The organism is Coleofasciculus sp. H7-2 (assembly GCF_042747725.1).
Classification (GTDB): domain Bacteria; phylum Cyanobacteriota; class Cyanobacteriia; order Cyanobacteriales; family FACHB-T130; genus FACHB-T130.
Genome location: NZ_JBHZGO010000034.1, coordinates 48,855 through 68,392 on the forward strand (window position 1 = coordinate 48,855; position 19,538 = coordinate 68,392).

18 protein-coding genes are annotated in these 19,538 nt (G+C 47.0%); 9 read left to right on the forward strand and 9 right to left on the reverse strand.

Annotation, left to right across the window (positions count from 1 at the left end; all coding sequences use genetic code 11):
* Positions 1–60 precede the first annotated feature (60 nt).
* Entirely contained in the window at positions 61–849 is a 789-nt protein-coding gene (gene panB / locus ACFW2W_RS08600) for a 3-methyl-2-oxobutanoate hydroxymethyltransferase (protein ID WP_378176047.1), read from the forward strand.
* A gap of 121 nt (positions 850–970) precedes the next feature.
* Here the strand turns inward: panB and ACFW2W_RS08605 are convergent, their stop codons facing one another.
* The 3 genes from ACFW2W_RS08605 to ACFW2W_RS08615 all read right to left on the reverse strand — a co-directional run bounded on the left by ACFW2W_RS08605 (position 971) and on the right by ACFW2W_RS08615 (position 2,416).
* Complete coding sequence (locus tag ACFW2W_RS08605; RefSeq protein WP_378176050.1) at positions 971–1,348, reverse strand: hypothetical protein; 378 nt, start codon at positions 1,346–1,348, stop codon at positions 971–973.
* Positions 1,349–1,520: 172 nt separating this feature from the next.
* Positions 1,521–1,889, reverse strand: a complete 369-nt coding sequence (locus ACFW2W_RS08610) for a hypothetical protein (protein WP_190814945.1) — start codon at positions 1,887–1,889, stop codon at positions 1,521–1,523.
* A gap of 269 nt (positions 1,890–2,158) precedes the next feature.
* Positions 2,159–2,416, reverse strand: coding sequence for a hypothetical protein (locus ACFW2W_RS08615; RefSeq protein ID WP_378176351.1), 258 nt, complete (start codon positions 2,414–2,416; stop codon positions 2,159–2,161).
* A 417-nt stretch (positions 2,417–2,833) separates the two neighbouring features.
* On the opposite strand from ACFW2W_RS08615, the gene ahcY reads away from it, so the two are divergent.
* The 3 genes from ahcY (at position 2,834) to ACFW2W_RS08630 (ending at position 7,204) form a co-directional block, all read left to right on the forward strand.
* Complete coding sequence (gene ahcY / locus ACFW2W_RS08620) at positions 2,834–4,111, forward strand: adenosylhomocysteinase (protein WP_378176053.1); 1,278 nt, start codon at positions 2,834–2,836, stop codon at positions 4,109–4,111.
* A 476-nt stretch (positions 4,112–4,587) separates the two neighbouring features.
* Positions 4,588–5,211, forward strand: a complete 624-nt coding sequence (locus tag ACFW2W_RS08625; protein ID WP_378176056.1) for a DedA family protein — start codon at positions 4,588–4,590, stop codon at positions 5,209–5,211.
* Positions 5,212–5,950: 739 nt separating this feature from the next.
* On the forward strand, positions 5,951–7,204 hold the full coding sequence (locus tag ACFW2W_RS08630; protein WP_378176059.1) for an Hpt domain-containing protein: 1,254 nt from the start codon (positions 5,951–5,953) through the stop codon (positions 7,202–7,204).
* A 64-nt stretch (positions 7,205–7,268) separates the two neighbouring features.
* On the opposite strand, the gene ACFW2W_RS08635 is transcribed toward ACFW2W_RS08630, so the two are convergent.
* From ACFW2W_RS08635 to ACFW2W_RS08645, 3 genes are all read right to left on the reverse strand, one after another.
* Positions 7,269–7,988 carry a Uma2 family endonuclease gene (locus ACFW2W_RS08635; RefSeq protein WP_378176062.1) on the reverse strand — a complete coding sequence of 240 codons (720 nt, stop codon included), beginning with the start codon at positions 7,986–7,988 and terminating at the stop codon, positions 7,269–7,271.
* 265 nt (positions 7,989–8,253) lie between these two features.
* Positions 8,254–8,928 (reverse strand): hypothetical protein, encoded by a 675-nt coding sequence (locus ACFW2W_RS08640; protein WP_378176065.1) that lies wholly within the window; start codon positions 8,926–8,928, stop codon positions 8,254–8,256.
* A 101-nt stretch (positions 8,929–9,029) separates the two neighbouring features.
* A complete protein-coding gene (locus tag ACFW2W_RS08645) occupies positions 9,030–9,803 on the reverse strand; it encodes a class II aldolase/adducin family protein (protein ID WP_378176068.1) in 774 nt (257 codons plus the stop codon).
* 1,018 nt (positions 9,804–10,821) lie between these two features.
* On the opposite strand from ACFW2W_RS08645, the gene ACFW2W_RS08650 reads away from it, so the two are divergent.
* Entirely contained in the window at positions 10,822–12,783 is a 1,962-nt protein-coding gene (locus ACFW2W_RS08650) for a patatin-like phospholipase family protein (RefSeq protein WP_378176071.1), read from the forward strand.
* A gap of 240 nt (positions 12,784–13,023) precedes the next feature.
* Positions 13,024–14,823 carry an ABC transporter ATP-binding protein gene (locus ACFW2W_RS08655; protein WP_378176074.1) on the forward strand — a complete coding sequence of 600 codons (1,800 nt, stop codon included), beginning with the start codon at positions 13,024–13,026 and terminating at the stop codon, positions 14,821–14,823.
* Positions 14,824–14,868: 45 nt separating this feature from the next.
* Here ACFW2W_RS08655 and ACFW2W_RS08660 read toward each other — a convergent pair whose 3' ends face one another.
* Positions 14,869–15,243, reverse strand: coding sequence for a c-type cytochrome (locus ACFW2W_RS08660; protein WP_378176354.1), 375 nt, complete (start codon positions 15,241–15,243; stop codon positions 14,869–14,871).
* 281 nt (positions 15,244–15,524) lie between these two features.
* Here ACFW2W_RS08660 and petG point away from each other — a divergent pair, with 281 nt between their 5' ends.
* Positions 15,525–15,638, forward strand: a complete 114-nt coding sequence (petG, locus tag ACFW2W_RS08665) for a cytochrome b6-f complex subunit V (protein ID WP_378176077.1) — start codon at positions 15,525–15,527, stop codon at positions 15,636–15,638.
* A gap of 87 nt (positions 15,639–15,725) precedes the next feature.
* On the opposite strand, the gene rsmD is transcribed toward petG, so the two are convergent.
* Together rsmD and hisH are read right to left on the reverse strand one after the other, a co-directional pair.
* A complete protein-coding gene (gene rsmD, locus ACFW2W_RS08670) occupies positions 15,726–16,274 on the reverse strand; it encodes a 16S rRNA (guanine(966)-N(2))-methyltransferase RsmD (RefSeq protein ID WP_378176080.1) in 549 nt (182 codons plus the stop codon).
* 211 nt (positions 16,275–16,485) lie between these two features.
* Positions 16,486–17,121, reverse strand: a complete 636-nt coding sequence (gene hisH / locus ACFW2W_RS08675; RefSeq protein WP_378176083.1) for an imidazole glycerol phosphate synthase subunit HisH — start codon at positions 17,119–17,121, stop codon at positions 16,486–16,488.
* Between the two features lie 75 nt (positions 17,122–17,196).
* On the opposite strand from hisH, the gene ACFW2W_RS08680 reads away from it, so the two are divergent.
* Together ACFW2W_RS08680 and ACFW2W_RS08685 are read left to right on the forward strand one after the other, a co-directional pair.
* A complete protein-coding gene (locus tag ACFW2W_RS08680; RefSeq protein WP_378176086.1) occupies positions 17,197–17,709 on the forward strand; it encodes a peptidase C15 in 513 nt (170 codons plus the stop codon).
* 232 nt (positions 17,710–17,941) lie between these two features.
* Positions 17,942–19,372: a DUF3370 domain-containing protein gene (locus tag ACFW2W_RS08685; protein WP_378176089.1), complete on the forward strand. Its 1,431-nt coding sequence runs from the start codon at positions 17,942–17,944 to the stop codon at positions 19,370–19,372.
* The last annotated feature ends 166 nt before the right edge of the window (positions 19,373–19,538 follow it).

The window sequence follows — 19,538 nt, forward strand, 5'->3', positions numbered from 1 at the left end:
GGGTGGGCGCTGCCTATCCCTACCAATCGCTAACAACCTTCTCTATCATCGCATCTAAAAATGGCAGTCACCACCCAGCAATTAATCCAGTGGAAACAACAGGGGCGTCCCATTGTAGTGTTGACGGCTTGGGATTATGCGATCGCGCAACTTTTAGACGCCGCCGGTGTGGATGTGATTCTGGTGGGGGATTCTCTGGGGATGGTAGCACTCGGTTATCAGACAACCCTGCCAGTGACGCTAGATGAAATCCTACACCATGCCTCATCGGTGCGTCGCGGTGTCAAACAGGCGTTAGTCGTGTGCGATTTACCATTCTTGAGTTATCAAGAAAGTCCCCAGCAAGCGATGCACTCAGCCGGGAGAGTATTAAAAGAAACCGGCGCTCAGGCGGTGAAAATGGAGGGAGGATATCCGGCAATGGTGGAAACGATTGCCAGAGTCGTGCAAGCAGGCATTCCGGTGATGGGTCATGTTGGTCTGACTCCCCAATCGGTACATCAGTTAGGCTACCGACAGCAGGGAAAAACACCAGAAGCGGCACAGAAAATTTTACTTGAAGCGATCGCGCTAGAACAAGCAGGTGCTTTTGCCGTGCTTTTGGAGCATATCCCGTCCGATTTAGGATTGCAGATTACCCAAAAATTATCGATTCCTACGATAGGAATTGGTGCTGGGGTGCATTGCGATGGACAGGTACTCGTCACTGCCGATTTGCTAGGACTATCCGAACAACAGCCGCCCTTTGCCAAATCTTACGCCAATCTGCGAGAAACGATTACCCAGGCAGTGCAGGATTATAGTAGCGAAGTGCGATCGCGTCAATTTCCTGATTCCCCACAAGCCTAAACAGCATTGCTAGATTCTTATTTAAACGCCAAGAACGCTAAGGATAGCGCCAAGGTACGCTAAGGGAATCCTTCTTGTGCGTACCTTGGCGTTCTTGGCGTTGAAAAACAGACTTGTGTGGCTAAGTTAGCGGATCGAAAGGTTCGCAAAAATTGTCCACACCCTGCTGCGCCACATACATCAAAACGGGCGTTACTAGAAGACTTGGGCAAAGTTTTGTTGCTGCCAAATGTCCCATCATGTGGGCAAATTTTCCCTTGACTAGCTCGTCGCGAAATTCTTCTTGGCAGATAACAGCGCGGCATTTTTTAGTTAAAATAGGCAACCATTCGGCGTTAGCTATCTCTGGTTGCTGCCCCACTCGAATTGCCAGCACCATCGCCGCATCTTCTAAATCTCCTTCACAATCCTCGATTACATCCAAAGCTGCCAGCGCGTCTGGATAATCTGCCAATTCGGAGCGAAAATTTTCAATTTCTGCCGATGTAACGATAGTCATGAGATTGTTGTTAAAGGTAGCCTATTTGGAATTCTGATAGACAATTACAACTATTGTGCCAAAGCATTGCCATTGTGGAGCGACAAAAAAAGGGCGGGCATTGCCCACCCCGGCTTGTTTGTAGAAACACCGATTTATCCCATCTTCTGGTAATCGGTGAAGCTTTTATCGCTTAGACACCCACCAGTTCTAAGGCTTCGGAACCGGCAAGCTGTCGAGCGATCGCCAGACGTGTTTCCAGCTTGGCAACGCTAAACTGGTTGCGGAGATACTCCAGGTGAGCCACCGCATTCGCTTTTTCAGCACTTAAGCGCATCATAGTATTCAGCGCCTGCTGATACTCCAAATTCACCATCAGTAATTCAAAGCGACGCGCCTTGCGTTGATTGTCATTTTTCAAATCTTGCTCAAATGCCACCGTTTTATCAGCATTGCCTTCCATGCGGTTAATCACCAGATGAGCGGCGGCAAGCTGAGCATCCACTTCATTTACAGTATGGGCAGCTTGAGCGATCGCAGATGGATATTGACTCAGTTTCATTTGCATCTTCTTCTTGAAGAATACTCGTTGTAGAAAAATCTGTACTAGCCCGCCAAAAGCGGACTTCGTTCCTGTCGTCGGTAAGGGCACGGCGCTGCCTTGTCCCTACAGTCGTCCGGAGATGAGAAGCTGTAGAAAAATCTGTACTAGCCTTGATCAAAGGAGGCGGCGTTCTTGTAGCCCCAGCCTCACCGGATACCAACTTCAAACCGGAGGGCGGGTTTACAACAACGATGGCTGGGATGCCAAATTAATTCGGTATTCCGCCCCTACGCGACTAATTCCTTTAGCTGTTTCGGCGTCACTGGCACATCCAGGTGGCGCTCTGGTTGCAGATTTGGTGCTTTTTCCAAAACTTGGACTTCAACATGGACAGCCACCAGGTAAGAACCGGCATCCGCTCCCACAGCTTCGGCAATCAAACTCGCCAAGTCTGGGCGTTCAGCAGTGATGGGGTTTCTGAGAGTGCAGCGATCCCAGTCATGCTGAGCGGTCGGATTCAGGCTGAGAATGTAGTGCTTGGTCATGGCTTGAATACTTGACTCCATCTGGGGTTAGAGCGAATGCAAGGACTGAATTTGCCTACCCTTTTATTATAGTACATTTGTACTGAATTGGCGAGTTGGATTCGTGTCCATCCAGATGAGATTTTGCAGGGAGAGAACGGTTAAACCAAATCTCCGGCTGGAGTAAAGTACATTTGCTTGTCCAAATAACCCGCACCCAGCCTAACAACCCCTTTCTCAACTAACTTCACGCCAAAGCTAGAAGTTAAGCAGCAACTTGGCAGGGTAAGGGTTCTGACTCGATTCCGGATTTCTCCCAGCCTCAAACTTTTGTCTAGCTGGTGGCGTGGGGCTAAAAAATGAGGCTACCGTTTTAGCGGTCTGGTCGAGTAACCTAGTAAAAACCTGCAAGTTAATATTTGTTGAGAAAGCAATCTCATGACTGCAACTTTTACACCGCCCAAACACGAAGTTAAAGACCTGTCCCTCGCGTCCCAAGGTAGACAACGGATTGAATGGGCTGGTCGAGAAATGCCCGTGTTGCGGCAAATTCGCGATCGCTTTGCCCAAGAAAAACCCCTCGCCGGTATCCGGTTAATCGCCTGCTGCCACGTAACGACAGAAACCGCGCACTTGGCGATCGCCCTCAAAGCTGCGGGTGCCGACGCCCTCCTCATTGCCAGCAACCCCCTCTCCACTCAAGATGACGTGGCTGCCAGCCTCGTCGCCGATCATGGCATCCCCGTATTTGCCATCAAAGGTGAAGACGCCGAGACTTACAGCCGCCACGTGCGAATCGCCCTCGACCACAAACCCAACATCATCATCGACGATGGTAGCGATGTGGTCGCTACCCTGATTCAGGAACGTCAACACCAGATTGCCGATTTGATTGGCACCACCGAAGAAACCACAACGGGCATTGTCCGCCTCCGCGCCATGTTCAGAGATGGTGTTTTGACTTTCCCCGCCATCAATGTCAACGACGCCGACACCAAGCACTTCTTTGATAACCGCTACGGCACCGGGCAATCAACCCTGGATGGCATTATTCGCGCCACCAACGTCTTGCTAGCTGGTAAAACGATTGTCGTTGCCGGTTATGGCTGGTGCGGCAAAGGCACGGCACTCCGGGCGCGGGGAATGGGTGCCAACGTGATTGTCACCGAAATTGACCCCACCAAAGCGATTGAAGCGGTGATGGATGGCTTCCGAGTGCTGCCAATGTCAGAAGCCGCCCCTGTAGGCGATTTGTTTATTACTGTCACCGGCAACAAGCACGTCATTCGCGCCGAACATTTCGATGTGATGAAAGACGGGGCAATGGTTTGCAACTCCGGTCACTTTGATATTGAAATTGACCTAAAGTCATTGGGTGCCAAAGCGACTGAAGTTAAGCAAGCGCGGAACTTCACCCAAGAATACCGCCTCCAGAATGGTAAATCTGTTATTGTGCTGGGCGAAGGACGTTTAATTAACCTGGCGGCTGCGGAAGGACATCCCAGCGCAGTGATGGATATGAGCTTTGCCAACCAAGCTTTAGCTTGCGAACACCTTGTTAAGAACAAAGGCAAGCTGGAACCCGGTTTGCACTCCATTCCAGTCGAGGTTGACAAAGAAATTGCACGGCTGAAGTTGCAAGCAATGGGCGTTCAAATTGATAGCTTGACACCCGACCAAATTGAGTACATCAATTCTTGGACTTCTGGAACCTAAATCGGCAAGGGTGGGCATTGCCCACCCTTCGTCATCATGCGGTAACAACTATTGCCGCTTATCCGGTTTGTTTGTGTTACCGAAAATTCTGCAAATAAAGCCTAATTTGTGGGAATTGACCAGGAGAAGCGGCAGGTTTACCTAACAGTTTTTATACCTGACAATATTCCTAATGCAGTCAAACTGAGCTTGCCGAAAACTGAAACCTATCTCTGGTGAAAATGGGCAAGTAAAAATGAGGATTGCTACTTCAAATTGCCAATAAAATTTTTACGGCAAAAATTGGACATTTGCAAATTTACGATGAAGATTCAGATAAATCAATTCTCAGAATCTCGAAAACCTGATAAAGTTAAGCAAACTTAGGTCGTTAACTAAACTTAACAGTTTAATTGTGATGTTAAGACAGCGCGATCGCTAGAAGTATTGGAATTTTGAATTAAAATAACTGACCCCTTAATACCCAACACTAACTTATGCAGGAATGGATAACGAACACCATGAATTCCCTCGGTCACTTGGGAATTGGACTGCTGATGTTTTTAGAAAACCTGTTTCCCCCCATCCCTTCCGAACTGATTATGCCCTTGGCAGGGTATGCATCAACGCTACCAAATAGCAAGATACAATTTTTTCCAGCGATCGCGGCGGGGGTGATCGGCACGATGCTGGGTGCATTGCCGTGGTACTACGTGGGTAAACTCGTAGGCGAGGAAAACTTAAAGCGATTAGCTAACAAGTATGGTATGTGGATTGGGCTATCAGGCAAGGATATCGAAAAAGCAGATAATTGGTTTGATAAACACGGCCCTAAAGCAGTGTTTTTCTGCCGTTTGGTGCCTGGAGTTCGCACTTTAATTTCGCTTCCGGCAGGCATCAGCGGTATGCACTTGGTGCCTTTTTTAGTCTACTCAACCCTTGGCACTATTTTATGGGTGGGTTTGCTGACTTATGCCGGATACGCACTGGGCGAAAACTATGAGCTTGTAGATGAGTATCTTGGGCCTGTTTCTAAAATTGTGTTTGTTGCTCTTATTGTCGCCTTTGTTTTCTGGTTAGTCAGAAAAAGGCAAAAAAACAAAGGCAACAAGCAAGCGTGAACAGGAAGAGCTTGATTATTTACAAAGAATGATTGATGGGAGCATCCCGATGCCAGCAAATATACGCCCACAGGCTAGAAGCCTGGGGCTAGAAGAACGAAGCCTGACGAGAGCAGGCTTTGTTTGTTTAGCCGCGAATGCGAGTCGTCGGACATTTTTACTTGCTCAGCGGGTTTCGTTGCACGCAGCATTTTTTTATAAAAATTAGGACTTACGCAACTTGCGCGACATCTGAGGGCAACCACAGGGGGATTGAACCCGAAAAAACGCTATATGTATAAGCTTTGCGTAAGTCCTGAAAATGTTAAAAACCCCCTAATACCAATTCACTTTTTTGATGCTACACATCCGATCCCCCCAACCCTTTTAACAAGGGGGCAGCAGACCGATCTGTTGCAGACATAAAGTGAAATGGTATAAGCAATAAAGGAGTTGTGCTGGCTCATTTTTCACGAAGTTTTCGCACTTTTGCGCCGAGATTGCCGTATCGGTGCTATGCAATGGCGATCGCTTGTGGCTTACAACTGGAGTCGGCATTATTGAAACTTTAGAAACATTGATCGGGGAATCGCTGGCAACAATTCTTGAAAAAACCTCAATCAGCCTCAAGCTGTGCTAAAACCGGGGAGAGCAGCGAAGAGAGCGCATACGCTACGCGACCCGTGCGGAGTTTACTCTTGAGCGAAGCCTAGCGCGTTGCGGTAGAACATACCCTACGCGAAAACAAGGAGAAAAGAGAATGATGTCGGGACAACATCAGCGAATCATTGGCTACTTTATTGAAGAGGCAATTGACCACCTCAATACACTTGAGCAAGGTCTCCTGGATCTACAAAGCACCATTGAAGACCCAGAAAAGATTAATGAGGTTTTTCGGGCTGCTCATTGTATCAAAGGCGGTGCAGCAATGCTGGGATTCCTCAGCATTCAGAAAACCGCTTACCGCATAGAAAAATGTTTCCAAGTCTTCAACGCTTGTCCTATTAGGGTCGATCAAAAGCTAGAGTCACTCTTACAACAGGTTTTTGATACCCTAAAAGCTCTGATGCAGCAGCTTTCTTGGTCTTCTGGGCTGAATGATGAGCTGACTCACAAGATTATGTCGAAAGTTGAGCCAGTTTTTGAGGAACTCAACAATCACCTCAATCACTTGTTTATTGAGGGAACGAAAGAATATATCCAGACAATTGAGCAAGGTTTGCTGTCTGGAACAAGCACTATCAAAGACCCAGAAGAAATTAATCAGCTCTTTTTCGCCGCTCATTCCATCAAAAGCGGAGCAGCGATGTTGGGACTAACAACTATTCAAGAAACCGCCCACCATTTAGAAAATGGATTCCAGGTAATAAAAGAGTATCCAATTCAGGTTGACCAAAAGCTAGAGTCCCTATTATTACGGCTTTTGAAGACGCTACAGGCACTTTGGCAGCAGTTACAAAGAGCGCTTGGTCTAACTGAGGAAATAACTAGCAAAATTATGTCGGAGGTTGAGCCGGTTTTTCAAGAACTCGACCATCACTTGAGATTGCTGGTTATTCAAGCAGGATTTATTCGCACCAGTCTGACTCTCGTAGCCACGGCGGGAACGCAACGTATTGATATCTGCGGTTACTTTACGGTTGAAGCTAAGTGTACTCTTAAGGTCATTCGTCAGGCTATCAGTCGAGTCGGAGGTAGAATCACGGCTTGCCAATGCGTACCGGGTGCTATCAACGACAATTTTTTTGGGGAACCGGAGGGAATCAACGACCAACTCTCGATTGGCGTGTGGCTACCAACCCTTTCCTGTCAGCAAGAACTTCGAGACACGATCCCCTCGGTGGGTGGAGTCATTGAAACCGTCCATATAGAAGCTCTCCAAACCTGTCGGAGATGCCGTTTCTATTACGGACAGTGCGAAATTATCTGCGCTGTTCATCCTTCTGGCCCCAAAGAAGAACCTTGTCGGGATTGGGAAGCGGGGGATGATTGGATAGGGGAATTATGGGCTTAGGTCGCTTTTCTCCGATTTCATCCCAGATTCCCAGATATAGATAGCGATCGCACCATCATCAATTCTAAAACGCCTCTGGATCGATCCCCGCCGCTCTTAGCCGTTCTGCAAGCCTTGCTGCACGTTGCTCAGCTTGTTCCGCACGTTGTTCAGCTTGTTCTGCCCTTTGCCGTTCTTGCTCTAGCCGTTGAGAAATCTCTACATAAGTAGCAAATCGCTCTCCATCAGGACGATAAATCTGCAACTCTTCTCCAGACACATCAAAGCGGATTCCTAGCCTGGGACTCGTCCAATTATCGATTGAGTCAATCACATCCAAGCGATGCGCCCAAGGCGCTACTGTTTCGCTACCGCCAGAACGTAACCAGCCACTTAGATCGTTTTTATCGGGGTCGTACAGGTAATATTCTTCTACGCCGTAGCGGTCGTAAAAGACCTGTTTTTTGTTCATTTCGGTCAGAGTGTTGCCAGGAGAAAGAATTTCAAATACAACCTGCGGCGCAATATTTTCCTCTTTCCATTGCTGGTAAGAACCCCGATCTTCTTTAGGTCTACCAAAAGCAACCATAACATCAGGAGCATTCCGAATCTTATTATTTCCTTCAACTGGATACCAAAGTAAGTCTCCAGCCACAAACACATTTGGCTCCTTGGCAAAAAGCCATTCTAAATTCTGCTGGATGACGACAATCCAGCGAAACTGCTTGGTATTGTCTGACATAGGTTTGCCGTCGCTGTCCGGGTAGATGACCTCTGGCTGAGCAGGAGATTGTACCTGATACATAACTCTTATCAAGCGTGAGGGACTATTTAAACTTAATGTATCGCTTTTGGGGAGGTAGAAAGAGAGCCGCTAAGAAGATGTTTGAGAAGAAAAGTCGGTTATGACACCATCGCTATTTACGAGCGAAGCATAGCCTTCGGCAAGGCTTACGCCTACGGGCGACATTTTCTATTTTGTGCAATAGCTTGTTTACCGAATGCGAAATCCCCTACTTTTCAAACATACTCTAAGAGCGGCTCCTCTGTCTATTGAAACACAGTCATTTTCAGTGAACCCCTGTCACCTCCGAGAGGCGAAGACCCCCTATATTCTGGCAGTAAAAAGTTGCGTTATTTTCAGGGCTACGACCAATCAGCTCGATAATTTGTCCTGCCGAGTTTTGCCAAAACCATTGGCATAGGGAATCACCCTTCAGCGGTTCGCTAGACAATGGATGAAACCCTTTTTTCTGCCAAACTAAACCAGCACTATGCACATCGTCAACGCGAATCGCAACATGGTGGACGCCAGCGTTTCCCCGCTCATGTAGGAAGCGGTCAAGTTGATCGTCTGGTGCGTGGGGCGCAGCCAGAACCACCAACCCACCCGATGGCATCAATATTGTCAACAAATGCAACCATAAATCGTTGGTAAGCACATAGGTTTTGGGACAAAATTCGAGAGGAAAGAGTCCTGGTCCTTCCACAATCCGACCGCCCAATTGACACAAAGCTTCAGCATAATTTTCGAGACGTGGAAAATCAGGAAGGGTCAGGACACAGTGATCCACTTGCACTCGTTCACCATACACATTTGTAACAAATGACCAGCGTTTAAAAAACTCAGGAGCGGTTAATTCTGCCTTGAACTCCAGCAAGCCATCTTTTTCGCAAAAAGGTGAGTCTAGGTTGGAGTTCAAAGTCTTATTGAACTTTCCTTTCGGCAGCTCTAATTTCGTCATATATCTACCCTCATTTTTCTTTAAATACAATCGGTAGACGCTGGTTTTTAACTCCAGCCCTTGTTAGAAGCTTCCTCACCTTTCCACACTTTTGAAAACACTTACTCCAGCAGATCGGGTTGTTGATGCACAATCATGTCGTAGAGTGGTTGAAAGCTAAACCACCCCATGTGGTGCGACCCCACTTGGCGATATGTCAAACGAGCCATATCGGAGTCGATCAGGACAGGCTTACCCGCTGCCTCTGCCATTAGCTGTGCCTGACAGGAGCGATCCATTGTGATAAACCACCAGGCAGCTTCATCGACTGAGTGACCCACTGTAAGCAGCCCGTGGTTGCGGAGGATGAGGGCTTTTTTGTCGCCTAAAGCTTCGGCAATCCGCTTGCCCTCCTCTAGCTTGAGAACGACGCCCGTGTAGTCATCGAACAGCCCGTGGTCTTCGTAGAAGCTACAGGCATCTTGCGTGAGGGGGTCGAGAAGGCGACCCAGGCTTGACCAGCTTTTGCCGTAGGTTGAATGGGAGTGTGCGGCTGCTACAACGTCGGGACAGGCGGCGTGGATGCGGGAGTGGATGGCAAAGGCTGCCTGATTGACAGGCTTGTTCCCCTCAACGACCTCACCTTGGTCATTGACTAGAAGCAGATCGCTGACTCGGATGAGACTGAAGTGCATCCCGAAGGGATTGACCCAAAAGCGATCTGGGTGTTCGGGGTCGCGGGCGGTGATGTGACCGGCGATACCTTCAGCAAAGCCGAAGCGGGCAAATAGGCGAAATGCAGCGGCTAGGCGTTGCTTGCGATCGCGGCGTTCATCTTCGATAGAAGCAAAGGTCGGTGGTTGGGGAATGTTGATCGGAATGTTTAATGTCTGCATAGATTCAGCGTGTATAAATCGGTTGTTGCAAAGATGTTTGGTTTGTGAGTGTATTGTATTTTGCCAGGAAGACACTAGAAGATAGTTAGCGATCGCTACCGATGGGCGGCGATTGGGCGCAGGAGTTGCTCAGGCGGAAAAAAGGCTTTCTCTCAAGCTGCTGCCCGAATTTTGAGTTCTGGAATTTATTTTTCCCTGCTGAGGGAGTCAATGCAGTCTGAGCAATGACTAAAAGTATTTATTTCTTTAGCTTTATTCCTAGCTAAGTTGAAACTAATTGGGGAGAGGTTCTTGAATGCAAGGAGAAAATTTATCGGTGAATTCTTTTTTTATTCTAAACGCCTTTCTTTTAAAATGCCATCATTGATTCACTCATGAATTTACATTTACATTTTTTAGTAAAAAAGAATAAAGCGAAAACTTCAATTATTCTTAATTGTTAGATAAAGTAGCGCTCGCTCTAACTCATTTGATTGTTCGCCTTAGATGAGCGGATCGCTCTTAAGTAGACCGACTTAATTATTTGTAGGATAGGTAAGCGGAAGCGAAACCCATCAAACCTTATGTCAAGATTGGGTAACGTTGCCTCAACCCAACCTACAAGATGACAGGGTTTAATTCAGCTGTCCTACTTAGTTCTGGAAGTAGCCTCAGCATCAAGTTACAAGCAGAAGGGAAGACGCTTGTGATTGTTTCCCTAAAAAGTGTTAATTATTCTCTGTTCATATAAAATAGTGAGGTTGTAGTAGAAACGAACAGCTACTTAGAGCAGCATCCGCCTATGTATAGGAATGACTGTCGCCAGAGAAGCGAGACGCTTGCTCAAAACGCCAGCTTAGCGATACCACCCCGTTTGCTCAATGCTATTCACAACTAGAACCCAGCTTTTACACCTTCTGTTGTCAAGTAGATAATTTTTCGGAAAGTTCGAGTAACACCCTTTTATCAACTACCTCAGAACAGAATTCTGCTGAATTGAACTTAATTCCAAGTTATTTTCACCCCCAAGGATATCGTCATGAAAACCGAAACACAATCTGCACAAACGCCCAAACTCATCACCCTCAACTGCTCTGGTGGCATTTCATTGGGTGCTTATATGGCAGGAGTTTTTTATGAATTGACGAAAGAATCCGTCAAGGCTGAACCTAAAGTTATTATTGATATCATTACTGGCTCTTCAGCAGGGGCAATGTCTGGAGTCATCGCCGCCTACTGTTTACTTCAAGGAAAGGTAGATCCACCTTTTCAATCTAATCAACTGCTTAAATTTGCGGAAGAAGAGCATAAAAGCCCTTTATATCAAGCATGGGTTCAACAAGCCGATATTCAAAAAATAGATAGCTTTTCAGTAATGCTCTCTAGCTTCAGAGATGGATTTCAAGGAACCATAGAAAGTTTTGCTGATAGCTTTGAAGCAACAATAGAGAGATACAAAAAGAGTTCTAATCCACTGAGAAAAGGTATTTATAAGTTTTTCCATCGTTCTACTTCCTCCGAGTCTACCCCCGAAGCCAAACGCCAAAGAACAAACCTGAGCGTTCTTTCTGGTGAGGCAATCCAGAAAATTGCCGAACTTGTCATAAAGCCTCCCCAGATTACAGAAAGTACGAAACCTCTGGCGCTTTTAATGACACTTACCAACTTGCAAGGGATTCTTGAAGAAATAAATCTCACAGATTCACAAGGGCATTTGGAACAAGAAATTGAAACAATTACTAATTCAGAAAGTCGTCAATTTTTGTTTCATTCAGGGATTCCTCAAGAAACCATGAATAAGATGTGGGACAAGGCAGTAATGGGGGGTCGCGCTTCCGGCGCTTTCCCGGTTGCTTTTCCACCCATTTGGGATCATTCTGATGTTAGTAGTATCAATCTTAAAGACCTGAGTGGTGACTACTTTAAAACTCCCAAGAAAGAAGAACTGAAGGAAGAAGGACTAGGCGCTGTACGTGAAAGCAAGGCAGATAATACACATTTAGTATTTCTGTATACGGATGGAAGCATACTAGATGGTTTACCCATCTTAAAAGGAATTGAACTGGAAAATGATTTGCGCTCTAATCAAATACAGAACAACGAGCGTTCAAGTCAGTTTCAGGAGGAATTTACGGCACAACAGCCATCAATTAATACAGAACGATTGCACGTTTATATCCGTCCAGTTCCCGTAGAAAATTTGAATAGTGCAAAACAACTAACGCAAGGCGAATTTTCTACACTAGAAGTTGGATTTAGTGGCTTGACGCTGCCAAAAGCAGAACATGACTCGCTCCGGTTAAGAGAAATTCAAAAACGAAATCAATTAGTCTTAGCCAAGGAAAAATTAATAGAAGCAATTGAGAAGAAAAATCTTGGAGATATCAGTCAAATTGAGGAAATTATAGAAGAAGCGATACCTTATCGGCACATAAAGCTTCGTCCAATTACTCCAGCAATTATCGGTGAAATTGCTAATTCTGGAAGTAATGCACTAAGCAGACTGAAACCCATCTACGATAATCTACCCAAAAATATTAAAGCTTCTCTGCAAGAAGGAAGCGCCGCAGAACTACTCGCGTCAGATTTTCTGGGTGCGTTTGGTGGCTTTTTTGATAAACGATATCGAGATCATGATTTCCTATTAGGGCGAATTTGTGGGATTACTTGGTTACACCAATACTGCAATGTAGAAATTACGGAGGCAGAAGTTGATACGATAGTAAGACAAAGTAAGAAATATCTGCTAGAACAAGATCCGCAACCCTCAAGCTTGAAGCTAAGTCAAAAGATTAGGATTGCTAGGATAGTCTTACGCGCTCTGAGAATTGTGTTAATTGAGTCAAAAATTATTGGACTAGTTTGGCTATTAGTTTTTGGAATCCTGAAATTATTAGTAATTTTAGGATTGGCAATTCTTGAAATTTTGGCAACTTTATTGATTGTGGTTTCCGATTTGATGGAGAAAGCACAAAAAAGGATGTTTGGCGAACAGTTATAAAAAATTGTATCTGAGTGATGACATTGAGCGATCGCTACTTCCAACAAGCCCGTCAGTACACTCAGGCTGGAAGAAACCCTCCCTGCTAGCAGACAGAAAGCTGGATTTCTCTTATTTTCCCTGCGAACGGGGGAAGCGATCGCTGACTACCCCTAAAATAGATTCAAGAATCATGGCTCAGAAACAACCGAAAACTGGTAGCGTCAGACAAAGGAGAAGATTATTACAGGACGTTAAGGCTTGAAAACGCGCTCTAGTTACTGGCATCTACTGCCATACATCCGCCCTCAGTGGAAAACCATCGCTCAAGCTTTTGCTTGCACGTTAGGGGTTACAGTATTCTGGCCCATACAGGCGGCACTTGCAGGCAAAATCGCCAATTTCATTGGACAGGGCGATATGGCAGCACTTGCCCAGTTAGCAGGAGTGCTGGCAGTCGTTTTTCTAGCCCAGAAAATCCTGATGTATGGACAGGATTCCCTGATGGCGAAAGCCGCCCTTTTCGTTGCCTTTAACTTACGCAAACAAGTTTATACTCACCTACATCGTCTCAACTTTGGCTATTTTGAAACTGCACAAACAGGCGATTTAACTTACCGTCTCACCGAAGATATTGACCGAGTTGGGGAAGTGGTGAATAAAGTTTTCCATGACTTTGTTCCCTGCGTGTTGCAGCTAATCGTCGTGCTGGGCTACATGATTTATCTCAACTGGCAGCTGACACTGGCAACATTTTTAGTCGCACCGCTGATGGGCGTTTTAATTGGCTGGTTTGGCGAACAGATGCTGAAGTTTTCTCGCCGCAGCCAAAATCGCGTATCTAATTTATCGGCGTTGTTGACGGAGGTATTTAGCGGAATTCGTCTGGTGCAGGCTTTCGCCGCCCAAGATTATGAAATTGCCCGTTTTGCCCAGGAAGCTGAAGAAAACCGGAAAGCTAAGTATGCAACTGAACGGCTAAAGGCGATTCAGAACCCGGTGGTTGGATTCCTGTACGCGATGAGCGTTTTACTGCTGTTTTTCCTCGGCGGCTGGCAAATTTCTACCGGCAATTTGACTGGGGCAGAATTTGTTAGCTATATCGCAGCTGTGGCGTTACTCATTGACCCTATCGCCCATCTCACCAGCAATTACAACGAGTTTAAACAGGGTCAGGCATCGGTCGATCGGATTTTTGAGCTGATGGCTATTCAGCCAACCGTGGTGGAAAAGCCGGGTGCAGTTGACCTTCCTCCTGTTACGGGTAAGGTGGAATATCGTAACGTTACCTTTGCCTATCCTGCAATAAATTCCCCAACCCCCGCCTTCCAAGAGGATGCCAAAGAAGTGGTGCAACCTCTTTCTAAGCAAGGGCAAGGAGGAAGTCCGGTGCTGCGAAACTTGAATTTGCTGGCACACTCCGGAGAAATGATTGCCTTGGTGGGTGCGTCGGGTGCGGGTAAAACTACTTTGGTGAATCTTCTTCCCCGCTTTTATGACACCCAAGCGGGTGAAATTCTCATTGACGGCATTAATATTCAGGATGTGACGCTGCGGAGTCTGCGGCGGCAAATTGGGATTGTGCCGCAGGAAACGATTCTATTTTCTGGGACGATTGCTCAAAATATTGCTTTTGGACAAGCGCAGTTTGACCTCAAGGACGTGCAGGTGGCAGCAGAGATTGCCAACGCCCACCAGTTCATTACCCAATTTACACAGGGCTATCATACCTGGGTGGGAGAGAGAGGCGTAAACTTATCGGGGGGGCAGAAGCAGAGAATTGCGATCGCGCGTGCTGTTTTGTTGAATCCTAGAATCCTCATCCTAGATGAAGCAACCTCCGCCCTGGATTCGGAATCAGAAGCCTTGGTGCAGGAAGCCCTAGAACGGATCATGCAAGACCGGACTGTTTTTATCATCGCTCACCGCCTCGCCACAGTGCGCCGCGCCGACCGAATTCTGGTTGTGGAACAGGGGCAGATTATGGAATCGGGAACCCATGAAGAATTGCTGCAAAAGGGCGATCGCTATGCCCGGTTTTATGCACAACAGTTCAGTTAGGTCTAGGCTAATAACTAATGACCCATTACCCATCCCCATCCCCATCTACAATTTCTCTAAATAACGCAGTAAATCCGCCATTTCTTGGGCACTGGGCTGGAACTGGGGCATGGGCGGTGTATCCCCACTGATGACTTGGTGAATGATTCTCACACGAGACTTGCGCTTGGAGATGGCTTCCAGACTGGGTCCCACCCGACCGTGCGCTTCCAATCCATGACACCCAGCACAGTTCATTTGAAAGATAGCGTGTCCCTTCACAGGGTCGCCGGTTCGGGTCAAAACTGTCTTGACATAAGGATCGGAGACGCGAAACAGGTTAACCCCCACAAGTGCCAAGAGGATGACCAGGAAAGCAGCTAATGCCATCAAGCTGAGGCGCTGCATCAGGATTTCAGGTTTAGGTAGCTGGTTATCCAAAGGTTTCTGAAAGTGAGAGGTAAAGGCAGTTTTTGATCTGGGCACGGGCGATCGCTATGCAATGAACGAGTATAGCGATATGTGTGCTTGTGTATCGATAAAGATTTCGATTCATATACATAGCTTAAATTTTCTAGAGGGTCGAGGCAAGCGTAGTTTCGTCTAGCCTGCCACCAGGATAGGAAATGCCTTGAAATTGTGTCGCTACAGGCTCACCCGTTCTTCCTCTCTAGCTTGTAGGATGAGAAACAGGCAAAAAACGTTAACAAAGGAGTACTGACGTGGTAGAACCCCTGCTTTCTGGTATCGTGCTTGGTTTGATCTTAGTCACCCTCGCGGGGCTATTTGTCGCTGCCTATATGCAGAAAAAGCGCGACAATCAACTGGGAGTATAAAAATGCTGTAGGGGCGAGGTTCTCCCGCCCTCCTGAGTCAGCTGAGTGAGGTGGGCACTGCCCACCTTTTTAAATTGTTGTAAACTTTCAGATGCTTACCGGGCAATAGAAGGTAAGGGCAGTGTTGCCGTAAACCTTCTGGCGACAGATTTCCAGTGCAGGAACGGGTTCAACCGTCCAGTTGTTGGGACTGTGTTCTACTGCCAATTCACCGCCTTCAGCCAGCAGTTGATGTTGCGCGATCGCTTCCACCACCGGCTGATATAATTCACTCGCATAGGGCGGGTCAAAATATATCCGGTCGAACTGCTGACTGGCAAGGGTTTTCAATCGTTGAACGACATCCCCCCGCAACACCTGAAATTTTTGCTCGTCTTGAGCGACTTGCTGCCAGTTTTGCTGGATAATGGCGCAGGCGCGACTCCACTGTTCAATTCCGACGACGTAGCTAGCACCCCGACACAAAGCTTCTGCGCCCATTGAACCACTACCGGCACACAAATCCAGCCAGCGACAGCCGCTGATGCTGCCCTGCCAAATGTTAAATACTGCTTCCCGCACTCGCCCTAGTGTGGGTCGGGTTTCCAGACCTGGTAAGGTTTTGAGTAGGCGATTGCCGTAGATTCTTAGGGTCATTGTTAAGAAAAACGAACCGTGTTAGCGCTTTAGAGGCTAAGGACACGTTGGCGTAGCCTGCGCTTAGGGAAGACAAGAAGGAGAGGACAGGACTTACGCAAAGCTTATCGCAAAGCTTATACATATAGCGTTTTGTAGGGGCAATCCCCTTGTGGTTGCCCTCAGATGTGGTGATGTTGCGTAAGTCCTGAGGAGTCTACCCAAAAATATTTTATGCCGCCACTTTCGCCTGAATTTGGGCGACAAAGTTGGATAATATTTGCAGTCCGCTGGTGGAAGATTTTTCTGGGTGGAACTGCACAGCCATCAAGTTGTCACGCGCGATCGCCGCCGTCACAGTTTGACTTCCGTGGGTGATAGTGGCGGCGCGGATTTGGGGATCAACGGGATCGACGTAGTAGGAATGGACAAAATAAACCCAAGGCTGAGACGGTAAATGCTGCCAAATTGGGGCATCAGGTTGGGCAATTTCCAGTTGGTTCCAACCCATGTGGGGAATCGTCAAATCGGGTTCTGGTCGAAATCGTCGCACCACACCAGGGATAATGCCTAAACCGGGTTCTTTGCCTTCTTCGCTGGAATCAAACAGAATTTGCAATCCCAGACAGATACCTAAGAAAGGTTTGCCAGACGCGATCGCTTCTTTGATGGGTTCTACCAGGTGGCGCGATCGCAAGTGTTGCACCGCCGGATCGAAAGATCCCACACCAGGCAGAACTACAGCATCCGCCCGTGCAATGTCTGCCGGTGAATCAGTTATCTTTGTCGTTGCACCCGCTTTTTCCAATCCCTTACAGGCAGAGTGCAGATTTCCCATGTCGTAGTCTATGACTGCAATGACTGACATTAAACCTGCTCCCCCTTACTATTGATATTGGTCATCAAGACTCTTTCCATTTTAAAGTAATTAATGACACTTTGAATGTATCAAAAAATCCTGTTAACCTCTTTTCAAACCTGGCTACCTCATCAAAAGTCTAATTCATCCGATGATTTATTGATAGAAGTTGCTAAACTTGACTCTTTACCGCTATCCTTAAATTTTTTAAGACAGCTACCCGTTAATGTTGCCCAAGCAAGCGATCGCGTCTTTGCCAAAATTAACCAACTACAGCCCGATGCGATTATCTGCTGCGGCATGGCAGAGGGACGCACTCAATTAAGTGTAGAATCCTGTGCGGCTTGTGGAACCACGGTGCTGAAAACATCGGTGAATCTAGAAAAACTATTAACAGGCTCAGCAGCAACTGAAATTAGCCATAATGCTGGTAAATTTGTCTGCGAAGGGCTGTATTACTCAGTATTAGACTACTTGCAAGAACGCCAACTCAACAGCCGCTGTATTTTTGTCCACGTCCCAATCCTAACTCCAGAAAATTTTTCAGAAATTAGGGCAGATTTTTTATATATTATTAAGAACCTGGCACTTTCTTAAACTCCTTTATGTCTTAGCACCCATCCGGAAAATATTTTGATGCCCTTCTGAGCGAAAGTACAAGGACGACTAAAGTAAAGTTGCGGCTTCACGAACGAAGTCCGCCTACGCTGACTAAGAGTGGATTTAGCCTGCGGAGGCAGGCTTTGTTTGTGTAGCCCCAGACTTTAGTCTGAGGGCACACTATTTTTTTCGGATAGAGTCGTTATAGTTTTTTAAAATCAATCTTCCCATGCTGCCGTTCTTGCCCATTTTACCGCTTGCTCAGACACCACCGCCGCTACCGAAGCCAGCCCCTCAAGAGATTGTACAACCCCAGCCAGTTTTGCCTTTACCCGGACAACTGGATAAAGTGCCGATGTTTAACAGTAACAGTCCAGAATGGGTGAAAAGTGAAGGGATTTTACTTTCTACTTTTCCCCCAGATGGTAAAAAGGTGCCAGCGGCTCATCTTAATTTTCCTTTCCAGGGAAGATTTGATTTATTTGCCCACCACTTTAGCCACACTCCCAAGGATTTGCAGACGCTTTATCTGGGGGTAATTTTGCATAATCCGGGTAAAAAACCCGTCAAAGTGGAAGTATTGCAAGCGGCAAGTCAGCTAATGCAGAATGCGCCCTATGTCACACTGCCGCCTTATGTCGAAAATCCCAACGGAGACGTATACTCAGGTCATGGCGATCGCGCAGTCAACGATGTCATCCGAGGCAAGCGACAAGCTGATTTTCCCGCCCAGCTAGTAATACCACCGGGACAAAGCCGTTTGTTGATGAATCATCCGATTCCGGTGCGGAATTTAGAAAAGCCCATCAATGGTCGGTCTACGCTGGTGCGGTTGCAGAGTAATGGCAAGGTTTATGCAGCCAGTTTAGCCATGTATGCCAAGAAAAATGCAGATGGCACCGAACGGAAACCTACCCAAGCAGAATGGCAGACTTTACTAGAGACAGGCACTTTAGCAGGACCACGAGATAAAACTCCCTCCCCTCCAGGGCAAACCACGGGGCAATTTATCTATAGTCGCGTGGCAGGAGTCTCTGAAGGTTCTGCCTGGAAAGGGCAACTGGTGGATAAACCCAATGCCCAGAATCTTACCATTCCCCAACCCGGCAACGCCATCTCCTATCCCATCAGTACCCTCAAGCTAGGCACCCTCGGTACAGGTCAAGTACAAACTGCAAAGATGCTGGTGCGCTATCCTGATACCGCTTACGAAGCGCATGGGAACTACGGAGTTGAATACAACCTCAGCTTGCCGTTAATTAACTCTAAGAACCAACCCCAAACTGTCACCCTGACGCTAGAAACGCCTTTGAAAGAAGACAAGCTACCAAAAGGAGGATTGCGTTTCCGGCAACCCCCGCAAGATTTTCCATTTTTCCGAGGTACGGTACGGTTGCGCTACAACGATGACCAAGGGAAACCCCAGACGCGCTACGTACATTTGTGGCACCGAACGGGTCAGGTATTGGAACCACTGCTAACGCTAAAAATGCCATCGGCAAGTCGCCGACAGGTGCAAGTCGATTTGATTTATCCTCCAGATTCGACGCCGCCGCAGGTACTGACTGTGCGAACTTTAGAAAATACCTCAGCGAATGCAGGTGACAAGTCATTGTTGGAATTGATGCGTGTCCTGTATGGAATTCGGTTTGTACTTTAGGTAAAGAATTTCCTGATGTATTGGGTGCGGGGTTTGCCTCGCTTCTTCATTTCCAGCCGTAGGGACACGGCATTGCTGTGTCCTTACTTTAGACAGAAGAGAAAACTAGAGAGTAATTGTTAACTTATGTAACATACGCTGCAAGGGTATTTGTCCGAAATGCCTA